This window comes from Zwartia lucis, from assembly GCF_965234455.1.
Taxonomy (GTDB): domain Bacteria; phylum Pseudomonadota; class Gammaproteobacteria; order Burkholderiales; family Burkholderiaceae_B; genus Zwartia; species Zwartia lucis.
This window is the reverse complement of the sequence record NZ_OZ248473.1, coordinates 412,242-429,166: the sequence shown is the minus strand read 5'-3', so window position 1 is coordinate 429,166 and position 16,925 is coordinate 412,242. Positions and strand designations below refer to the sequence as shown.

At 53.3% G+C, this 16,925-nt stretch carries 16 protein-coding genes; 10 read left to right on the top strand and 6 right to left on the bottom strand.

The genetic code is table 11. The features are described from left to right. Window positions 1-17: 17 nt before the first annotated feature. Window positions 18-1,409 carry a sensor histidine kinase gene (locus AC8GE9_RS08455; protein ID WP_506677142.1) on the bottom strand — a complete coding sequence of 464 codons (1,392 nt, stop codon included), beginning with the start codon at window positions 1,407-1,409 and terminating at the stop codon, window positions 18-20. 169 nt (window positions 1,410-1,578) lie between these two features. Continuing rightward, a complete protein-coding gene (locus tag AC8GE9_RS08450) occupies window positions 1,579-2,256 on the bottom strand; it encodes a response regulator (protein WP_506676712.1) in 678 nt (225 codons plus the stop codon). 244 nt (window positions 2,257-2,500) lie between these two features. Between AC8GE9_RS08450 and recA the strand changes: the two genes are divergently transcribed. From recA to AC8GE9_RS08400, 10 genes are all read left to right on the top strand, one after another. Continuing rightward, entirely contained in the window at window positions 2,501-3,637 is a 1,137-nt protein-coding gene (recA, locus tag AC8GE9_RS08445) for a recombinase RecA (protein ID WP_506676711.1), read from the top strand. Between the two features lie 41 nt (window positions 3,638-3,678). Next, window positions 3,679-4,236, top strand: coding sequence for a recombination regulator RecX (recX, locus tag AC8GE9_RS08440; RefSeq protein WP_506676710.1), 558 nt, complete (start codon window positions 3,679-3,681; stop codon window positions 4,234-4,236). A gap of 154 nt (window positions 4,237-4,390) precedes the next feature. After that, entirely contained in the window at window positions 4,391-4,966 is a 576-nt protein-coding gene (locus tag AC8GE9_RS08435; protein WP_506677141.1) for a DUF2889 domain-containing protein, read from the top strand. A gap of 49 nt (window positions 4,967-5,015) precedes the next feature. Beyond that, window positions 5,016-6,176: an ADP-forming succinate--CoA ligase subunit beta gene (gene sucC / locus AC8GE9_RS08430; protein ID WP_506676709.1), complete on the top strand. Its 1,161-nt coding sequence runs from the start codon at window positions 5,016-5,018 to the stop codon at window positions 6,174-6,176. A 19-nt stretch (window positions 6,177-6,195) separates the two neighbouring features. After that, the gene (gene sucD, locus AC8GE9_RS08425) at window positions 6,196-7,077 is read left to right on the top strand and encodes a succinate--CoA ligase subunit alpha (RefSeq protein ID WP_506676708.1); all 882 of its coding nucleotides are present in this window, start codon (window positions 6,196-6,198) and stop codon (window positions 7,075-7,077) included. 292 nt (window positions 7,078-7,369) lie between these two features. After that, window positions 7,370-8,323: a hydroxymethylbilane synthase gene (gene hemC, locus AC8GE9_RS08420; RefSeq protein ID WP_506677140.1), complete on the top strand. Its 954-nt coding sequence runs from the start codon at window positions 7,370-7,372 to the stop codon at window positions 8,321-8,323. A gap of 6 nt (window positions 8,324-8,329) precedes the next feature. Beyond that, on the top strand, window positions 8,330-9,160 hold the full coding sequence (locus tag AC8GE9_RS08415) for a uroporphyrinogen-III synthase (protein WP_506676707.1): 831 nt from the start codon (window positions 8,330-8,332) through the stop codon (window positions 9,158-9,160). Window positions 9,161-9,195: 35 nt separating this feature from the next. After that, window positions 9,196-10,359 carry a uroporphyrinogen-III C-methyltransferase gene (locus AC8GE9_RS08410; RefSeq protein WP_506676706.1) on the top strand — a complete coding sequence of 388 codons (1,164 nt, stop codon included), beginning with the start codon at window positions 9,196-9,198 and terminating at the stop codon, window positions 10,357-10,359. Window positions 10,360-10,361: 2 nt separating this feature from the next. Continuing rightward, window positions 10,362-11,888, top strand: coding sequence for a heme biosynthesis HemY N-terminal domain-containing protein (locus AC8GE9_RS08405; RefSeq protein ID WP_506676705.1), 1,527 nt, complete (start codon window positions 10,362-10,364; stop codon window positions 11,886-11,888). Window positions 11,889-11,923: 35 nt separating this feature from the next. After that, entirely contained in the window at window positions 11,924-12,622 is a 699-nt protein-coding gene (locus AC8GE9_RS08400; RefSeq protein WP_506676704.1) for a fumarylacetoacetate hydrolase family protein, read from the top strand. Window positions 12,623-12,637: 15 nt separating this feature from the next. On the opposite strand, the gene AC8GE9_RS08395 is transcribed toward AC8GE9_RS08400, so the two are convergent. The 4 genes from AC8GE9_RS08395 to leuC all read right to left on the bottom strand — a co-directional run bounded on the left by AC8GE9_RS08395 (window position 12,638) and on the right by leuC (window position 16,925). Continuing rightward, window positions 12,638-13,591: a hydroxymethylglutaryl-CoA lyase gene (locus AC8GE9_RS08395; protein WP_506676703.1), complete on the bottom strand. Its 954-nt coding sequence runs from the start codon at window positions 13,589-13,591 to the stop codon at window positions 12,638-12,640. Between the two features lie 66 nt (window positions 13,592-13,657). Continuing rightward, on the bottom strand, window positions 13,658-14,848 hold the full coding sequence (locus AC8GE9_RS08390; RefSeq protein WP_506677139.1) for a CaiB/BaiF CoA transferase family protein: 1,191 nt from the start codon (window positions 14,846-14,848) through the stop codon (window positions 13,658-13,660). Window positions 14,849-14,856: 8 nt separating this feature from the next. Further along, window positions 14,857-15,501, bottom strand: coding sequence for a 3-isopropylmalate dehydratase small subunit (gene leuD / locus AC8GE9_RS08385; protein ID WP_506676702.1), 645 nt, complete (start codon window positions 15,499-15,501; stop codon window positions 14,857-14,859). Further along, on the bottom strand, window positions 15,501-16,925 hold the full coding sequence (gene leuC / locus AC8GE9_RS08380) for a 3-isopropylmalate dehydratase large subunit (RefSeq protein ID WP_506676701.1): 1,425 nt from the start codon (window positions 16,923-16,925) through the stop codon (window positions 15,501-15,503). The genes leuD and leuC overlap by 1 nt, the downstream gene beginning before the upstream one ends.

Here is a 16,925-nt window from a genome sequence, read left to right as displayed (position 1 = left end):
AGCGCCTCAATACAGGGTTAACCCGCGCTGTTGAGTGCTGTTTGTGTGCGCTGCAGCATGGCGGGAAAGTGAATTTCAAAACGCGCGCCCTTGGCGGATGGGTCAGTACTGGCAAGATGAGATTCTGTCACGATGACGCGCGCCTGATGGCGATGTGCGATCTCGCGCACGATCGCCAGACCGAGTCCGCTTCCATCAACACCCGAACCCAAGACACGATAAAACCTGTCAAACACGCGTTCGCGTTCATCGACGGCGATGCCTAGTCCGGAATCTTCGACTGCGAGCACAATTTCGTCGCGTTGTTCGTATAAGCCCACTGTAATGTGACCGGGTGCTGGCGTGTAGCGAATGGCATTATCGATCAGATTGTTCAGGGCCTCACTTAAGAGCAGACTCTGTCCTTTGATATAGAGGGGGTGTTCAGGTCCTTCAAAACCTAGGTCGATACCTTGGTCAAGCGCGACATGCACCCACTTCTGTATTTGTTCCCTAGCCAAATGCGTTAAGTCAGTCGGCGGCATTTCTGTCGTGTTCGGGTTTTCAGCATTCGCCATCAAAAGGAGCTGATTGACGAGGCGCGTTGCGCGCGCCGTACCCGCAATAATTTGTTCTAGGCTTGCTTGCGTGTTTGCTGTGGGCTCCTCGCGCATGGCAAGTTCCGCTTGTGTTCGCAAACCTGCCAAGGGAGTTTTGAGCTGATGAGCTGCATCCGCGACAAAGCGTTTCTGCGCCAATAATGTGGCTTCCAGTCGGCTGAGTAGATCATTCATTGCCTTGATCAGCGGACCGATTTCTGAGGGCGCCTGACGCTCGTCAATGGGGGACAGGTCGTCGGGTCTTCGCGCGCGTAACTTTCTTTGTAAGGCATTGATGGGTGCCACGCCTCGCGATAAACCAAACCAAACAAGCAACACCGCGATCGGCAAGACAATAAACTGTGGAATGATTACGCCCTTGATGATGTCATTGGCCAGTTGTGTGCGACGATCCACGGACTCCGCCGCGACCAAGAGCACAGGACCGATGCCTCTCGCGCTGAGATCCCTCCAGGTATAAGCGATACGGATTTCAAAGTCGCGAAGCGCATGGTTTTCGTAATAAATCGTATTAGGCAGATCGCTTGGCGTGCGTTCTGGGGTAGGGAGCTCTCCATCGCCTCCCAACAAATCGCCGTTTGGACCGATCACTTTCCAAAAAACGCCGTCATTTTCTCTGATGCGCAATGCGAGTCGAGCGGAGGATGACATGCGAAGCGCGACGACGTCATCGGTCGCTTCGACTTGCTGACCCAAGACTTGTAGTGCGTTGGCCAAGTTGAGGTCATAAGGAGTGTTGGCCAGGTTTTGAGCCACGACATAGGTAATGGCAATGCTCATCGGCCACAGCAAGAAAAGTGGCGCAAGCATCCAGTCCAAAATCTCTCCGAGCAGCGAGCGTCTTGAGGATTCGGCCGTCGATTTTGCCGCTCCAGTTTGGAGTACAGCCAGTGCTTCGAGATTGACGCGGGCGTGTTTCAATGCCACAGCCTAGAGACACATAAGCATTTGACGTCGTACAGACCACGCCAAAGGTGACTCATAGCGCACTCGTGTCTCGCTCAAGACAGTAGCCGAGGCCCCGAACTGTTGCGATTTTGACGCCGCTAGGTTCGAGTTTTTTACGCAGGCGATGCACGTAGACCTCGATGGCGTTGGAGCTGACCTCTTCACCCCATTCGCACAAGTGATCAACGATTTGTGTTTTGCTCACCATACGCCCGCTGCGCGTGAGCAAAATTTCGAGCAGACTGACTTCTCTGGCTGAGAGCTCGAGTGCATGCTGATCCACCATGGCGACTCGACCTGTCTGATCAAATTCCAGTTTGCCGTGTTTAAGAATCGTAGAGCCTCCTCCAGCCCCTCGGCGCACGAGCGCCCGAACACGCGCTTCAAGCTCAGAGAGGGAGAACGGTTTGGCCATGTAATCATCAGCCCCCAGATCAAGCCCCTTGACTCTTTGCTCCACACTATCGGCTGCAGTGAGAATGAGGACTGGCAGATGAGAGTTTTTACTGCGTAAGTTGCTCAATACCTCCAAGCCGGACATCCGTGGCAGACCCAGATCTAAGATGAGGAGGTCAAACTCCTGCGATCTGAGCGCAGAGTCGGCCGAGAGTCCGTCGCTGACGGCGTCCACGGCATAGCCGTTTAAGCGCAGAGAGCGGGTGAGGCCGTCGGCCAAAATGCTGTCATCTTCGGCAATCAGGATTCGCATGGGTGCAGGGGCCGGTGGGTCTTTCTGATAAACAACAAGGGAAGAATTAAGTCTATTCTTGCATAGCCCCTTGCATCCTCGCTATGGGATGTTGCATAAATGCGTACAAACCCTAGTCATATGAAAAATAAAATGTCGAGGAGAGCAGGAATAAGTTGTCATACTGTTTATTTATACAGTATAATTGAATGCAATAATTTCAGTATCAGTTTTTCAGCTTTAGCTCACAACTCAAGGAATTTACATGGATGATAAAACCCTCAAGGCCGGCGCCGCTGAAAAAGGCAAGGCACTCGCTGCTGCGCTCTCCCAGATCGAAAAGCAATTTGGCAAGGGCTCGATCATGCGTTACGGCGATAATCAGGTCGAGCACGACATTCAGGTGGTCTCCACAGGTTCTTTAGGGTTAGATATCGCGCTTGGCGTTGGCGGCTTACCTCGGGGGCGTGTGGTTGAGATCTACGGTCCCGAGTCCTCTGGAAAGACGACCCTGACCCTGCAAGTGATCGCCGAAATGCAAAAAGTTGGCGGTACTTGCGCTTTTATTGATGCAGAGCATGCCCTCGATGTGCAATACGCCTCCAAACTGGGCGTCAACCTAACTGATCTGTTGATTTCCCAGCCTGACACTGGCGAACAAGCCCTCGAAATCACGGATGCGCTGGTGCGCTCGGGTTCTGTTGATCTGATTGTGATCGACTCTGTGGCTGCTCTGGTGCCTAAAGCTGAGATCGAAGGTGAGATGGGTGATTCTCTACCCGGTCTCCAAGCGAGACTGATGAGTCAAGCGCTGCGCAAATTGACTGCGAGTATCAAGCGCACCAATTGTATGGTGATCTTTATCAACCAAATCCGCATGAAAATTGGTGTGATGTTTGGCAGCCCCGAGACGACGACAGGCGGTAATGCACTGAAGTTTTACGCATCGGTGCGTTTGGATATCCGCCGTATTGGCGCCATTAAAAAGGGTGATGAGGTTGTCGGTAACGAAACGCGCGTCAAAGTCGTTAAAAACAAGATTGCACCTCCATTCAAACAAGCCGAATTCGACATTATGTATGGTGCAGGGATCTCACGCGAAGGTGAAATTCTTGATTTAGGTGTGACGGCTGGGATTGTCGACAAGGCGGGTGCATGGTTTAGCTATAACGGTGAGCGGATTGGTCAGGGTCGCGACAATGTGCGTGATTTCCTGCGCGAACGCCCTGCGATGGCGATTGAAATTGAAAATCGCGTGCGCGAAAAATTAGGGGTCGTGCCTCGCGTGGGTGGTGCTCCTGCGGCCGCCGCTGCAGCAACAACCAAAGCAAGCTCCGCAAAAGCCAGCAAGCTCGTCGCCTCTGAGCCTGAGTCCGAGCCCGAGTCCGAAGAAGACCTGTAAGTATCTAACGTGTCACCCAATGCACGCCTGTGAGAGAAATCGTGTCTAGAGACGCGGATGATGAAGAGTTCGAAGTAGGTCCCAAGCCTGCAGCACCACGGCCTGGCCTGTCCCTCAAGGCCAGAGCCGTAGGTTTGCTGTCTCGCCGAGAGCACAGCAGACAAGAACTTGAGCGCAAGCTTACGCCCCATGCCGAGAGCGCAGAGTCCTTAGCCGTGGTTCTAGACGCGCTCACGCGCGAAGGATGGCAGTCAGATGCGCGTTTTACCCAGGGATGGGTGCATCGTAAGGCCCCTGAGCAGGGGGCTGCACGGATTGTCCGAGACCTCAAGCAACATGGGATGACTCCCGAAGTCGTCGCGGCCGTGCAATTAGACCTTAAGGCCACTGAGTTTGAGCGTGCTCAGGCGGTTTGGGCCCGCAAATTTTTGAGCAAAAAATCTGCATTGAGCCATTCCTCACATATTTCTTCACACCTGTCGCAAGCAGAGTATGCGAAACAGGGACGATTTTTAGCGTCACGAGGGTTTTCGATGGAAGTGATCCATCGCGTACTCAAGCAAACGCGTTCTTTAGGTGAAAATATCGAAGAGGAGTAGGCTGAAGTTCACCTTTAGACCGTGTTAGTTTCATGGTTAATGCGCGTTGTAAGACGTTATTAGTCTTTATAAGGCGCTTCACTAGGTCATATGCACTAGGTGCGCTATACTTTTAACCTTTGTTGCAATGTGTCAATTGACCGCCCAACCTAGTATGCCGCTTCCAGCGCCAGCCAGTTCTCGCAAACCGATGCACAACCGTTCGATACAGGTTCATTCCTTCGAGCGAGATGATGGTCTCTGGGATATTGAGGCCGAACTGATTGACAACAAATCTTATTCTTACACCAAGCGCAATGGAACGGTTCATGCTGTAGGCCAGCCGGTTCATCATCTGCATTTGCGTATCACGATAGACACTAGCTTTGAAATTAAAGAAGCGTTCGCGATGTATGACGCCTCGCCCTTTGGGACTTCCTGTACGGCGGTTTCTGAAGCGTACCAAGATCTTGTTGGAATGAATTTGCTGAAAAGTTTCCGTCAGCAGATCAAAGAACGTTTTGCTCGCACTGCGGGCTGTACGCATATGACCGAGCTCGCTTCAGTGTTGCCGACCGCTGCTGTTCAAAGCATGGCGGGTCAAAAGCGCGCAGAGGCTGAGTCAGCGGGCCGCAGGCCCTTCCAAATGGGAGGATGCTATGCCTGGCGACCCGATGGCGAAGTGACCAAAGAACATTATCCGCAGTGGTATGTAGATTCAAAGGCAATACCCCCGGGCCCTGATGCGTAGTTTTCCAGGCAATCGCTTTTTTTAGTTTTTTTGGACGGACAGGATTCCCATGAAAATCCATGAGTATCAAGGCAAAGAATTGCTTCGGAAGTTTGGTGTAGTTGTTCCTCAAGGCTTTCCCGCGTTTACCGTGGACGAGGCCGTAGACGCTGCTAAAAAACTAGGTGGCCCAGTTTGGGTGGTCAAAGCGCAGATTCACGCAGGTGGTCGCGGAAAGGGCGGTGGCGTCAAGCTCGCGCGTTCGATCGACGAAGTGCGGCAGATCTCGTCAGAGATCTTGGGTATGCAGTTGATCACGCATCAGACAAGCCCCCAGGGTCAAAAAGTGCGCCGCCTGTTGGTCGAAGAGGGCGCAGACATCAAAAAGGAATACTACGTCGGGATCGTGACAGATCGTGGGACACAGCGTGTCTGCGTGATGGCTTCGAGCGAAGGTGGCATGGATGTTGAAGAAGTCGCCGAAAAGCACCCTGAAAAAATTCTCAAAGTGTTTGTGGATCCTGGTCAGGGCCTGACAGACAAAGAAGCCGCAGATCTCGCGCGTGGTATTGGTGTGCCTGAGGCTTCTATTGCCAAGGCATGCGCAGAGTTTCAAAAACTCTACAAAGCCTACTGGGAAACGGATGCCTCACTGGCGGAAATCAATCCTCTGATTTTGACGGGTTCGGGCGACATCATCGCACTCGACGCCAAGTTCAACTTTGATCCTAACGCTCTGTTCCGTCATCCAGAGATCGTCGCGTATCGGGACTTTGATGAAGAGGACCCCGCCGAGATCGAAGCCAGCAAGCATGAGCTCGCTTATATTCAGCTCGATGGCAATATTGGTTGCTTGGTCAACGGCGCAGGTCTTGCGATGGCGACGATGGACACCATCAAACTGTTCGGTGGCGAACCCGCGAACTTTCTGGATGTGGGCGGCAGTGCCACGGCAGAGCGAGTCACCGAAGCCTTCAAGATCATGCTTGCAAACAAGGGCACCAAAGCAATTTTGGTCAATATTTTCGGCGGCATTATGCGTTGCGATGTGATTGCCGAGGGCATCATCATCGCGTGCAAGGCGGTCAACCTCAGCGTGCCTCTTGTGGTGCGTATGAAGGGTACCAACGAAGAGTTGGGCAAGAAAATGTTGGCCGATTCTGGCCTGCCTATCATCAGCGCTGACACGATGGCCGATGCGGCCACCCGCGTCGTCGCAGCAGCCAAATAATTCTGCCAGGGATTCTGAAATGTCGATTCTGATCAACAAAGATACTAAAGTCATCACCCAAGGGATTACCGGTAAAACCGGTCAGTTCCACACACGGACTTCGCGCGCCTATGCGAATGGACAAGCCGCATTTGTTGCCGGCGTTCATCCCAAAAAGGCGGGTGAAAATTTTGAAGGCATCCCGATTTTCGCGTCAGTTAAAGACGCAAAGGCCGAGACGGGTGCCAACGTTTCCGTAATCTATGTCCCGCCTGCGGGCGCTGCCGCTGCAATCTGGGAAGGCATTGAAGCCGAATTGGACTTGGTGATTTGTATCACCGAGGGTATTCCTGTTCGCGATCTGCTCGAAATCAAAGATCGTATGGCAAAAATGAACAGCAAGACTTTGCTTCTTGGACCCAATTGCCCAGGTTTGATTACGCCAGACGAAATCAAAATTGGCATCATGCCCGGACACATCCATCGCAAGGGTCGCATCGGTATTGTCAGCCGTTCAGGCACCCTGACCTACGAAGCCGTGGCACAGGTCACTGAGCTCGGCCTCGGTCAATCCAGCGCAGTTGGCATTGGTGGTGATCCCATCAATGGTCTGAAGCATATTGATGTGCTCAAATTGTTCAACGAAGATCCTGACACCGATGCCGTGATCATGATCGGTGAAATCGGTGGTCCTGATGAGGTCAATGCGGCTTTGTGGGCAAAAGAAAATATGAAAAAGCCGATGGTTGGCTTTATCGCAGGTGTCACCGCACCGGCTGGCAAGCGCATGGGACACGCTGGCGCCTTGATTTCTGGCGGAGCAGATACAGCAGACGCCAAGCTTGAAATCATGGAAGAATGTGGCATTCGTACGACGAAAAATCCCTCTGAAATGGGCAAGCTTCTTAAGTCAGTATTGTAAAAAAACAATGCTTTAACTGACAATCGCTCTCCTTAAAGCGCCGGCGTGTCTCAGACGTGCCGGCGTTTTATTTTCTAAAGAGTTATCCCAAATCAAGCGGTATTCATCGCTTTGATGAATAAATCGGCTGTCCGTGTTCAAATCGGATGCGTAGACGTTTGAATTCAAACTTTGCATGGATGAATGACAGGACAAATGATGGAAAACAATAAGCCTAAGCGCAGCTTGACAATATTGCAGTGGCTCGGATTGCTCGGCGTGATTGGAATCGCACTGACGATTCTCTTGAATTATTTGCGCTGAGAGTGATCGAGTGGCCTCTAGAAAACTAGTGATAGCAACCCGTGCCAGCCGCCTTGCGTTGTGGCAGGCCGAGCATGTGCAGGCGCGCTTACTCTCGATTTATCCACAGATGCAGGTTGAATTACTCAAGCTCAGCACGCGTGGCGATCAGATCCTTGATCGGAGTCTTTCAAAAGTAGGTGGTAAAGGGCTCTTTATTAAAGAGCTCGAATATGCGTTATTGGATGGACGCGCCGATTTGGCGGTGCATTCGCTCAAGGACGTTCCCGTCGATATGGAAGCTCCCTTTGAGCTTTCAACGGTTCTGGCGCGTGCGGACTGTCGCGATGCTTTTGTATCAAATGATTACGTCGCACTGTCTGATTTGCCACCCGGCGCGATCGTCGGTACGTCAAGTTTGCGACGCGAAGCGCAGCTCAAAGCACGATTCCCTGCGCTCGTGATTCATGCCTTACGAGGGAATTTGGATACGCGTCTGGGCAAGCTCGATAGCGGTCAATATGCTGCCATTATTCTTGCCGCAGCGGGACTGGAGCGCTTGGGTCTGGGTCACCGCATTCGTTCCAGGATGACAACGGAGGCTTCGCTTCCTGCCGCAGGCCAAGGCGCGCTCGGGATAGAAATTTTGGCGACACGCTCGGATCTCCGAGAGCTGCTGGCACCACTGTCTTGTCCTGACACAACGGTCTGTTCGCTTGCCGAGCGTGCAGTTTCCCGTGCCCTCGGTGGGTCGTGTCAGGTGCCACTGGCAGCCTACGCACAGCTCGAAGGTACGCAGCTTAAGTTGCAAGCTTTAGTCGCAACGCCAGACGGTCAAACGATTTATCGTGCTGAGCTTACAGGGCCTTCGGCTCAAGCGGAGCTTTTGGGATCCACTGTCGCCCAAGCCTTATTGGCGCAAGGCGCAGGTGAGATCTTGGCGCGTTTGTCCGAGCCCTCCTGATACCCCATGGCTCAGCCTCAACATACTGCGATTCTGACGCGACCTGCGGGCCGCAATACGGTCGTGATGCGCGAACTGCTTCGACGCGGTTGGTCTGTGTTGGAGTGTCCTGCTTTGGATATCCGTGAAGTGGTCGCGGTCACCGGAGAGTGTCCTCGACCGGAGCTTTTTGATTTGGTGGTGTTCGTCAGTCGAGCCGCGGTGACGGGCTATCACAGTCAGTTGCTCAGCGCGGGGATCGCAGCTTGGCCGCTGTCAACGCGAGTCGCCTGTATGGGGCCTGTGACAGCCAGTGCGATACGCAGAGTGTTTGGTGACGGCCTTGATGTCCTCCATCCCGCCTCTGATCTTGCGCAGGATTCGGAGTCATTATGGCCAATCTTGTTTGCGCTTGAACATCCTGTTGAACGCGTGTTGATTGTGCGGGGACAAGACGGTCGTGATTGGTTGAGTCAGCGTTTGAGCCAGCGTGGCGCCAACGTTGTGCTGCATCAGGCCTATCAACGCCAGTCCGCACAATGGCCCACTTCGTTAAATGAGCATTTAGCCGCACTGAGCCGCCAAAATGCACTTCCCGCATGGTTGTTGACGAGTGCGCATGGTGTAGAGGCTCTTTACAAAAATCTCGAAGCCTTGGGCCTTTTGGGATGGTTCGCCGAGAGTTCGTTCGTACTGACACACGAAAGACTCAAATCTCTTCTTTTTAAGTTGTTAGAACCGCATTTCAAAAGCGGTTTCACGACGATGAAGTGTGTGGTGGCGAGCCCCGAAGACGATGTCATTTTGACAGGATTCGAGCAGATTTCTCGTGTTCAGGCGCCAAGTACGCAAGTTTGAACGATTTTTTCTAGCGCTACGGCTACAATTAGCATATGACTGAAGCCCATACTCCTAGCCCCCCACAGCCAAGTGCTGCATTACTGAAAGGTAAAAAGCGCACGAGTGGTCCTTCATGGCCGATTTTGCTTGCCATCATATTTTTGCTGGTCGCGCTTGTGGCGGCCGGTGGTGCTTGGTTTTTGCAAAAACGTTTTGAACAGACAGGTCGAGAGATCGCAAAGCAGGTTCAGGGACTGACCTCTCAGCTTAACGAGGCGCGCCAGGATTCTACGCAAGCTTTAGGGCTCGCCCAGTCCCAAGCCCGTCGTATCGCTCAGCTCGAACAAGAGCAGCTCGAGGCCAAGAGCCAATTTGTCGCCCTGGAGCAACTTTGGGCGGGTGCAAACAAGGGCATGGAGGATGTCATGCTCGCCAATGATGTTGATCGCCTCTTAACGACGGCTCATCAACAACTCCGCTTGGCGGGCAATGTCAACAATGCGATTGTCACGCTAGAGGCCGCCCAGTCTTTGTTAGTGCGTGCCGACCGAGCCCGCTTTGCCGGGGTGCAGCGTGCGATTACTCTTGATCTTGAGCGGTTGAGAGCCGTTCCTTTGATCGATATGACGCAATTGTCCAGCCGACTTGAGACGCTCAGTGCCTTGGTGGCGCGTGCGCCGTTGCTTTTGCCTGATGCGGCGGCGCCCGTGATCGCGAGCGTGGCACCATCAGTCCAGCGCGTACCCACGCCCTCCGGGACTGCTCAAGCGCCATCCCCTGCGTTGACTTCTGCGCAACAACCGTGGTGGCAACGTGGGCTCGATCAATCCCTCTTGTGGTCAAAGTCTGCTGCTGCAATGGTGGCGCGTGAATTCGTTGGGGTGGTGAGTATCCAGCGCGTCAGTGACGCCAACGCGCTCATGATGTCACCTGAGCAGGGGGCACTGTTGCGGGCGAATCTACGTACGCGTGTGTTGACGGCGCAGATGGCGCTTTTGATGAATCAGGCCCCTGTCTGGAGAGCGGAGCTTACTCAAGTTCAGCAGAGTTTGGTTTCGCGTTTCGATCCCAAGGCAACTGATACGATCGCAGCACTTCGCCTGGTTCAGGAGTTGGCGGCCATACAAATCGCGGTTAGCTTGCCAAGCATCAAAGACAGTTTGTCTGCTCTTGAGTCGGTGCGCTCTTCAGAGCCTAGTCCCGCGGGCGGACAATAATTATGCGGACTTGGTTTTGGACGCTCGTATTATTGACCGCTGCCGTATTATTGGCCGTTGTCCTGAGAGAAAATACCGGTCACGTTTTAATTCTCGTCAATGACTGGCGCGTTCAGGTCTCGTTGGCGTTAGCCGTCGTTTCTTTGTTGGCTTTGTTTGTGATGGTGTATTGGCTCATACGCGTAGCCGCATGGCTCAGTGCGATTCCTTTACGTGTGCGCGGCTGGAATACGCGACGTCGGGTTCGACGAGACCAAGAGCTGCTCGAACAGGGCTGGACCGAGTTATTGGAGGGACGGTACTCTCACGCTGAAAAAGATTTGACCAAGCTTTTTGGTCGTAGCAAGGATGCGAGCCGCCAGGTGTTGGCTGCTTTGTCGGCAGCCAGAGCTGCCCATGCGTTGGGCGAGTTTGGTAGACGCGATCATATGATTACGCTTGCCAAAGAAAAGGCTTCCGATGATCAAGCCCTCAAAGAAGCGATTGCAACCGCAGCGGCGGATCTGTATTTAGATCAAGGCATGGCTGCGCAAGCACTCGAAGAACTCCTGCCCTTGCAAGAAAGTGGTGCGCGCCACATCCATACCCTACGCCTATTGCTCAGGGCTTACAAGCAGCTCGATCGCAACGAGCAGGTCTTTACGCTTGCGCGGACGCTCAATCGCCGTGGAGCCTTGCATGACTCGGAAGCCCGACACATGATTGAGGCGGCTGCCGCTGCGCACTTGCGCGAAACGACGTATTCGGGTGATTGGAAAGCTTTTTGGAAAAACTTAAAGTCCGAGGAGCGTACCCTGACAGAGGTTGCCTTGGCCGGTTCGGCTGCGTTTGAAGCGAATGGACTGTTGGACGATGCTTCTAAAACCCTCGAGCAGTCCATTCCACTCTCTTTTGATCCGCGCTTACTGGCCGCTTATTCGCGCGCTGAGCCCTCTCAAGTCAAACGAAGACTCGAAAAAGCCGAGGCCTGGGTGCCAACACGTCCCAATGACCCTGACTTATTGGCCGCTATCGGTCATTTATGTCTGGTTGGACAGATTTGGGGACAAGCAGAAAATTATTTATCGCGTAGTTTGTCAAAACGTGCGGATGCTCGGGTACATGCTTTGTTAGGGAGTCTTTACGACAAGCTTGATCGTCCAAAGGACGCTGCTGCGCAGTGGCGTATGGCAACAGCAGTGAGTGCCGCGCTCCCCGTATTGGCTTCGAATGCGTTCTTGCCTATTGCTGACACGGCAGATGATCCGGGTGTCCTGCACGCTGAAGGTTTGGCCTATCTCTCGGAGAGCGGTTTTCCAACGAATTGGAATAGAGAGTCCGCCTTGGACGCTCAGGCGAAGGCTCAGGACAATGTGATGAGCGCACCACAGTCAACAAACCCCATCAGTACTGGCTTGCCTCACGAGACATCGATTTTACAGCCCGGTCGCGATAGCCTCGACGACTACTTCGACAGCGCACCTGTTGCTGGATTGGGTGAACCCGCCCCGGTAATCACGCTTGCGCCGTTGCCAGAAAAAAAGTCTTAATTTTTCATATTCAAACTTTCAGGACGTCAATCAACATGTCAGACTTTGTATTCGAGCCGCAGGCAACCATCGGCTTACCCGTCGTGGGCAGCAGCAAGCTTTTTCCAGTACGTCGTGTGTACTGTGTCGGTCGCAACTATGCCGAGCATGCCAAAGAGATGGGTTTTACGGGCCGCGAAGATCCGTTTTTTTTCTGTAAGCCTGCCGATGCATTGATTCCTATTCCAGCAGGTCAAGCGGGCAAGATGCCTTATCCAGTAAAAACTTCAAATTTGCATTACGAGATGGAGTTGGTTGTTGCGCTTGACCGGGGTGGACGTGACATCCCTGTGGACAAAGCAAACGAATGCGTCTTTGGCTACGCCTTGGGTCTCGATATGACGCGTCGTGATTTGCAAGGTGAGGCAAAAAAACAAGGCAGACCTTGGGAAGTGGGCAAGGGCTTTGATCAGTCAGGACCGATTGGTCCGCTTCACCCAAAGTCTGCAACGGGTGTTTTGGCGCAGGGCAATATTTCACTGCATGTGAATGGCCAGCAAAAACAGACCAGCGATTTGTCACAAATGATTTGGAATATTCCTGAGAGTATTTCCTATCTCTCAGGTTTGTTCGAACTCAAGGCCGGAGACCTTATTTTTACCGGTACGCCTGAGGGCGTGGGTGCGGTCGTCAAAGGTGACAAACTCGTGGGTCAGATCGCCGGCCTCGGTGAGTTCGAAGTTCATATCGTTTAAGTCGACTGCGAGCCCTTAAACGGGCTTGCCAATGTCGGCAGCATAGGCCGGGGCGGGATGCAGCGTGTTTCTTGCGCCCGCCTTGAGTAACTGGCTCGGCACATCGTGACCGATTAGACCAGGCAGCATCGCGGAGACCTTCAAGAGTCGATCGAGATCGATGCGGGTGTCAAAGCCCTCGAGCTCAAGCATGTGAACCATGTCTTCTGTGCATGCATTGCCACTCGCACCAGGCGCGTAGGGGCATCCCCCGATTCCACCTAACGAGGCATCGAAACGATCAATGCCTGCGCTGATTGCAGCGAGAACGTTGGCTTGCGCCATTGAGCGTGTGTTGTGGAAATGCAGGGTAAAAACCATGTCAGGAAATAGTGCTTTTGCGCGTGTCGTAATCGAACGGACTTGCGAAGGGTAGGCCATGCCCGTAGTGTCGCAAAGCGTCGCACGTTTGACGCCTAGATTGGCAAAGCGCTCAACCCAGCGCATCACTTCATCTTCGCTGACATCGCCTTCCATCGGGCAGCCGAACGTTGTCGATAGCGATATATTGATTGCGACGGCGCTGCCAGAAATAGCCGAGACCACTTGCTCTAATTGAGTAAAAGATTGCTCTCGCGTCATGCGCAGATTTGAGCGATTGTGGGTTTCGCTCATGGACATCACGAGATTGGCTTCATCGATACCGCACGACAGCGCGCGCTCAGCACCGCGTACGTTGGGTACGAGTACGGTGTATTCCACGCCGGGTTGACGCGTGATTTCGTGCATGACGCGTTCTGCGTCGCGCAGAGCAGGGATGGCTTTTGGGGAGGTAAATGACGTGACTTCAATCTTGGCAAAGCCACATTGACTCAAGGCGTCGATCACGCGAACCTTATCTTCGGTTTCGATAAACTGAGCCTCGTTTTGAAAGCCATCGCGCGTGGCGACTTCTTGCATGTAAATTCTGGGTCGGATAATTTGCGTCATGATGTTCTGTGTGTATGTGTATGTGTCTGTGTATGTTTAAGTCATCAAGCTAAACGTGTCAGTGGCTTAGATAATGCCGCGCTCTTTCCAGTCAGCCTGTTGCGCGGCACCGATTCCTAGTTCCTCGAGTACCTCGGCAGTGTGTTGGCCTAGTTCAGGTGCCGTACGGGTAATTTGTCCGGGAGTTTGGCTGAGCTTGGGCACAATGCCCGGCACTTGCACCACGGATCCATCGGGCAGGGTCGCATCCAAAATCATATCGCGAGCCTGATAGTGCGGGTCTTGCGCGATGTCTGCGGCATCGTAGCTTTTGCCAGCGGGTACGCCAGCCTTGTTCATCGCCTCCAGCACAAAGTCCAGGGGATGTTGCTCGGTATAGGCTGAAATCGCGGCATCAATACGCTCTGCATTTGCAGCACGTCCCACGTTGTTGGCAAGAGTTGGCTCGGTCGCCAAGTCTTCGCGACCGATGGCCTCCATGAGTCTTTTGTAGATACTGTCACCGTTACCAGCGATCAAGGCGTAACGACCATCGTGGCACAAATAAGCATTAGTCGGTACGATCCCAGGCATGCTCGCGCCGGAGGGCTGTCGCACCACACCAAATTTTGAGTACTCGGGCAAGAGACTTTCCATCATATTAAAGACTGACTCATAGAGCGCGACGTCGACCTCCTGACCCACACCGCCTTGCTGCTCACGATGTCTCAGCGCCATCATGACGCCGATCACGCCGTGCAGTCCGGATAAGGTGTCGCCGATCGATACCCCAACCCGTACAGGAGGACGTCCTGGTTCACCGCTTAAGTAGCGTAAGCCTCCCATGGCTTCTCCGATCACGCCAAACCCCGGACGGTCTCGATAGGGGCCAGATTGACCGTAGCCGGAGACACGCAGCATGATGAGCTTTGGATTAATTGCATGCAGATCCTTAAAACCCAAACCCCATTTTTCCATCGCACCGGGGCGGAAGTTTTCAATCAGAATATCGGCATCGGCAGCCAATTTACGGATGACCTCTTGTCCCTCGGGCTGCCGCAAATCAAGCGTCACTGAACGTTTGTTACGGGCGTGCGCGGCCCACCAGACCGATGTACCCTCGTGCAAGAGACGCCAAGTCCGCAGAGGGTCACCTGTTTTAGGCGGTTCGATTTTGATCACATCCGCACCAAATTCAGCGAGAATTTTCGAGGCGAAAGGGCCTGCGATCAATTGGCCCAGTTCGATCACGCGCAGACCGCTCAGTGGAAGTGCCATTGTCTGATTTATGGTGCTAGCCATGGTTGATTCTCTCTTGCTTTTTGTTCGTACTGTTGAATCTGGTCGCTATAACCCAAAGTCAGGGCAATTTCATCGACGCCTTTGATCAGGCATTCTTGCCAGAAGGGATCGATTTCAAAGTGCAGCGGTTGCTTGAAATAGCCACACGCAACCGTGCAGTTTTTTAAATCAATCGTGATGCTGAGCCCGGCTTGGCGCTCAGCGATGGGTGTATTGTTTTGAGCCGCTTGCGTCAACGCAAGACGTAACGCCTTGAGCGTATCGGTTGGTAATACGATAGGAAGCACACCATTCTTCAAACAATTATTATAAAAAATATCGCCGAAACTTGGGGCTAAAATTGACTGAATACCGAATTCAACCATCGCATAGACAGCCGCCTCGCGCGATGATCCACAGCCAAAGTTTTCGTCGCACACCAGAATATGAGCGCCTTGAAAAACAGCGCGATTCAAGACGAAATCTTCACGAGGACGTTGCTCAGCATCAAAGCGCAAGTCATAAAACAAGTAGTCCGCATATTCGCCACGACGCTTTTTGAGGAAGCGCGCAGGGATAATTTGATCCGTATCGACGTTACGGCCCTCAAGAGGTGCCGCCAGGCCATTCAAAGTCTTAAAGGGTGTCATTAGGAGATCCTTGAGAGCAATGGACGAACATCGGTGAGATGACCAGAGATCGCAGCCGCGGCGACCATGGCTGGGCTCATGAGGTGTGTTTTGACGCCCGGACCTTGGCGGCCGACGAAGTTGCGGTTGGAGGTCGAGGCGATACGCTCTCCCGCAGGTGCGGTATCTCCATTGATTCCCACGCACATCGAACAGCCAGGTTCGCGCCACTCGAGTCCTGCGTCCTTAAATATTTGATCGAGACCTTCTTGTTCAGCGGCTTTTTTGACCTGCGTAGAGCCTGGTACAACGATACCGGGAACTTTGGATCGACAGCCTTTTAGGATCTGGGCGGCACTGCGTAGGTCAGAGAGTCGGGCATTCGTGCAGGAGCCGATAAAAACCCGGTCGATGTGAACGGTATTGAGGGGGGTCCCCGGTGTCAAGGCCATATATTCAAGGGCGTCGATCATGGATTGGCGCAGGGCAGAATCAGAAACCTGTGCCGGATCTGGAATCATGCCGGTAATGGGTAGGGCGGCTTCTGGGCTGGTCCCCCAGGTCACCATGGGGGCTAAGGTGCCAAGGTCGATCGTTATTTCTTTATCCCAGCCGCAGTCGGGATCAGAATAAAGTTGGCGCCATTGCACAAGCGCGCGATCCCAATTGCGTTGCTTGGGGGCAAAAGGGCGACCATGCAGATAATCAAAGACCAGATCGTCCGGTGCCATGATGCCAAAGCGGGCACCCGCCTCAATGGTCATATTGCACATGGTCAGGCGATCCTCGAGACTCAGCGCACTCAGTGCTGGGCCTGTGAACTCGAGCGCATGACCTGTTGCACCAGAGGAGCCAATGTGCGCGATCACCGCGAGAATGATGTCTTTGCCTGTCACGCCTGCGTGTCGTACGCCCTTGAGTTCAACACGCAGGTTTAAGGGCTTGGCCTGCCAGAGCGACTGGGTCGCCAGCACATGCGTGCTTTCAGATTGTCCGATGCCGAAAGCAAGGGCGCCGAATGCCCCGTGTGTCGAGGTATGGCTGTCGCTACACGTCAGGGTCATGCCAGGTAGCGTGATGCCTTGCTCCGGGCCCATGACATGAATAATGCCTTGTCGCGCATCATGGATAGGAAAGTAGTTGGCACCACTCCATTGCATATTGGTTTCAAAACGCGTGATCATCTCAGTGATTTCCGGAGACGACGCGTCTTTAGGATGACGACTAATGGTCGGCACATAATGGTCTGCGACACCGAAAATTTGAGTGGGATTTCGCAAGGATAAGCCGCGTTCGCGCAGGGCACTGAAGGCGTGAAAAGACCCTTCGTGAATCAAGTGACGATCGATATACAGCAGAGAAGGCCCGTTAGAGCGCTCGACAACAATATGTTTACGCCAAATTTTTTCGAAAAGCGTCATTGACGTTGGGTTTGGGGATGCCAT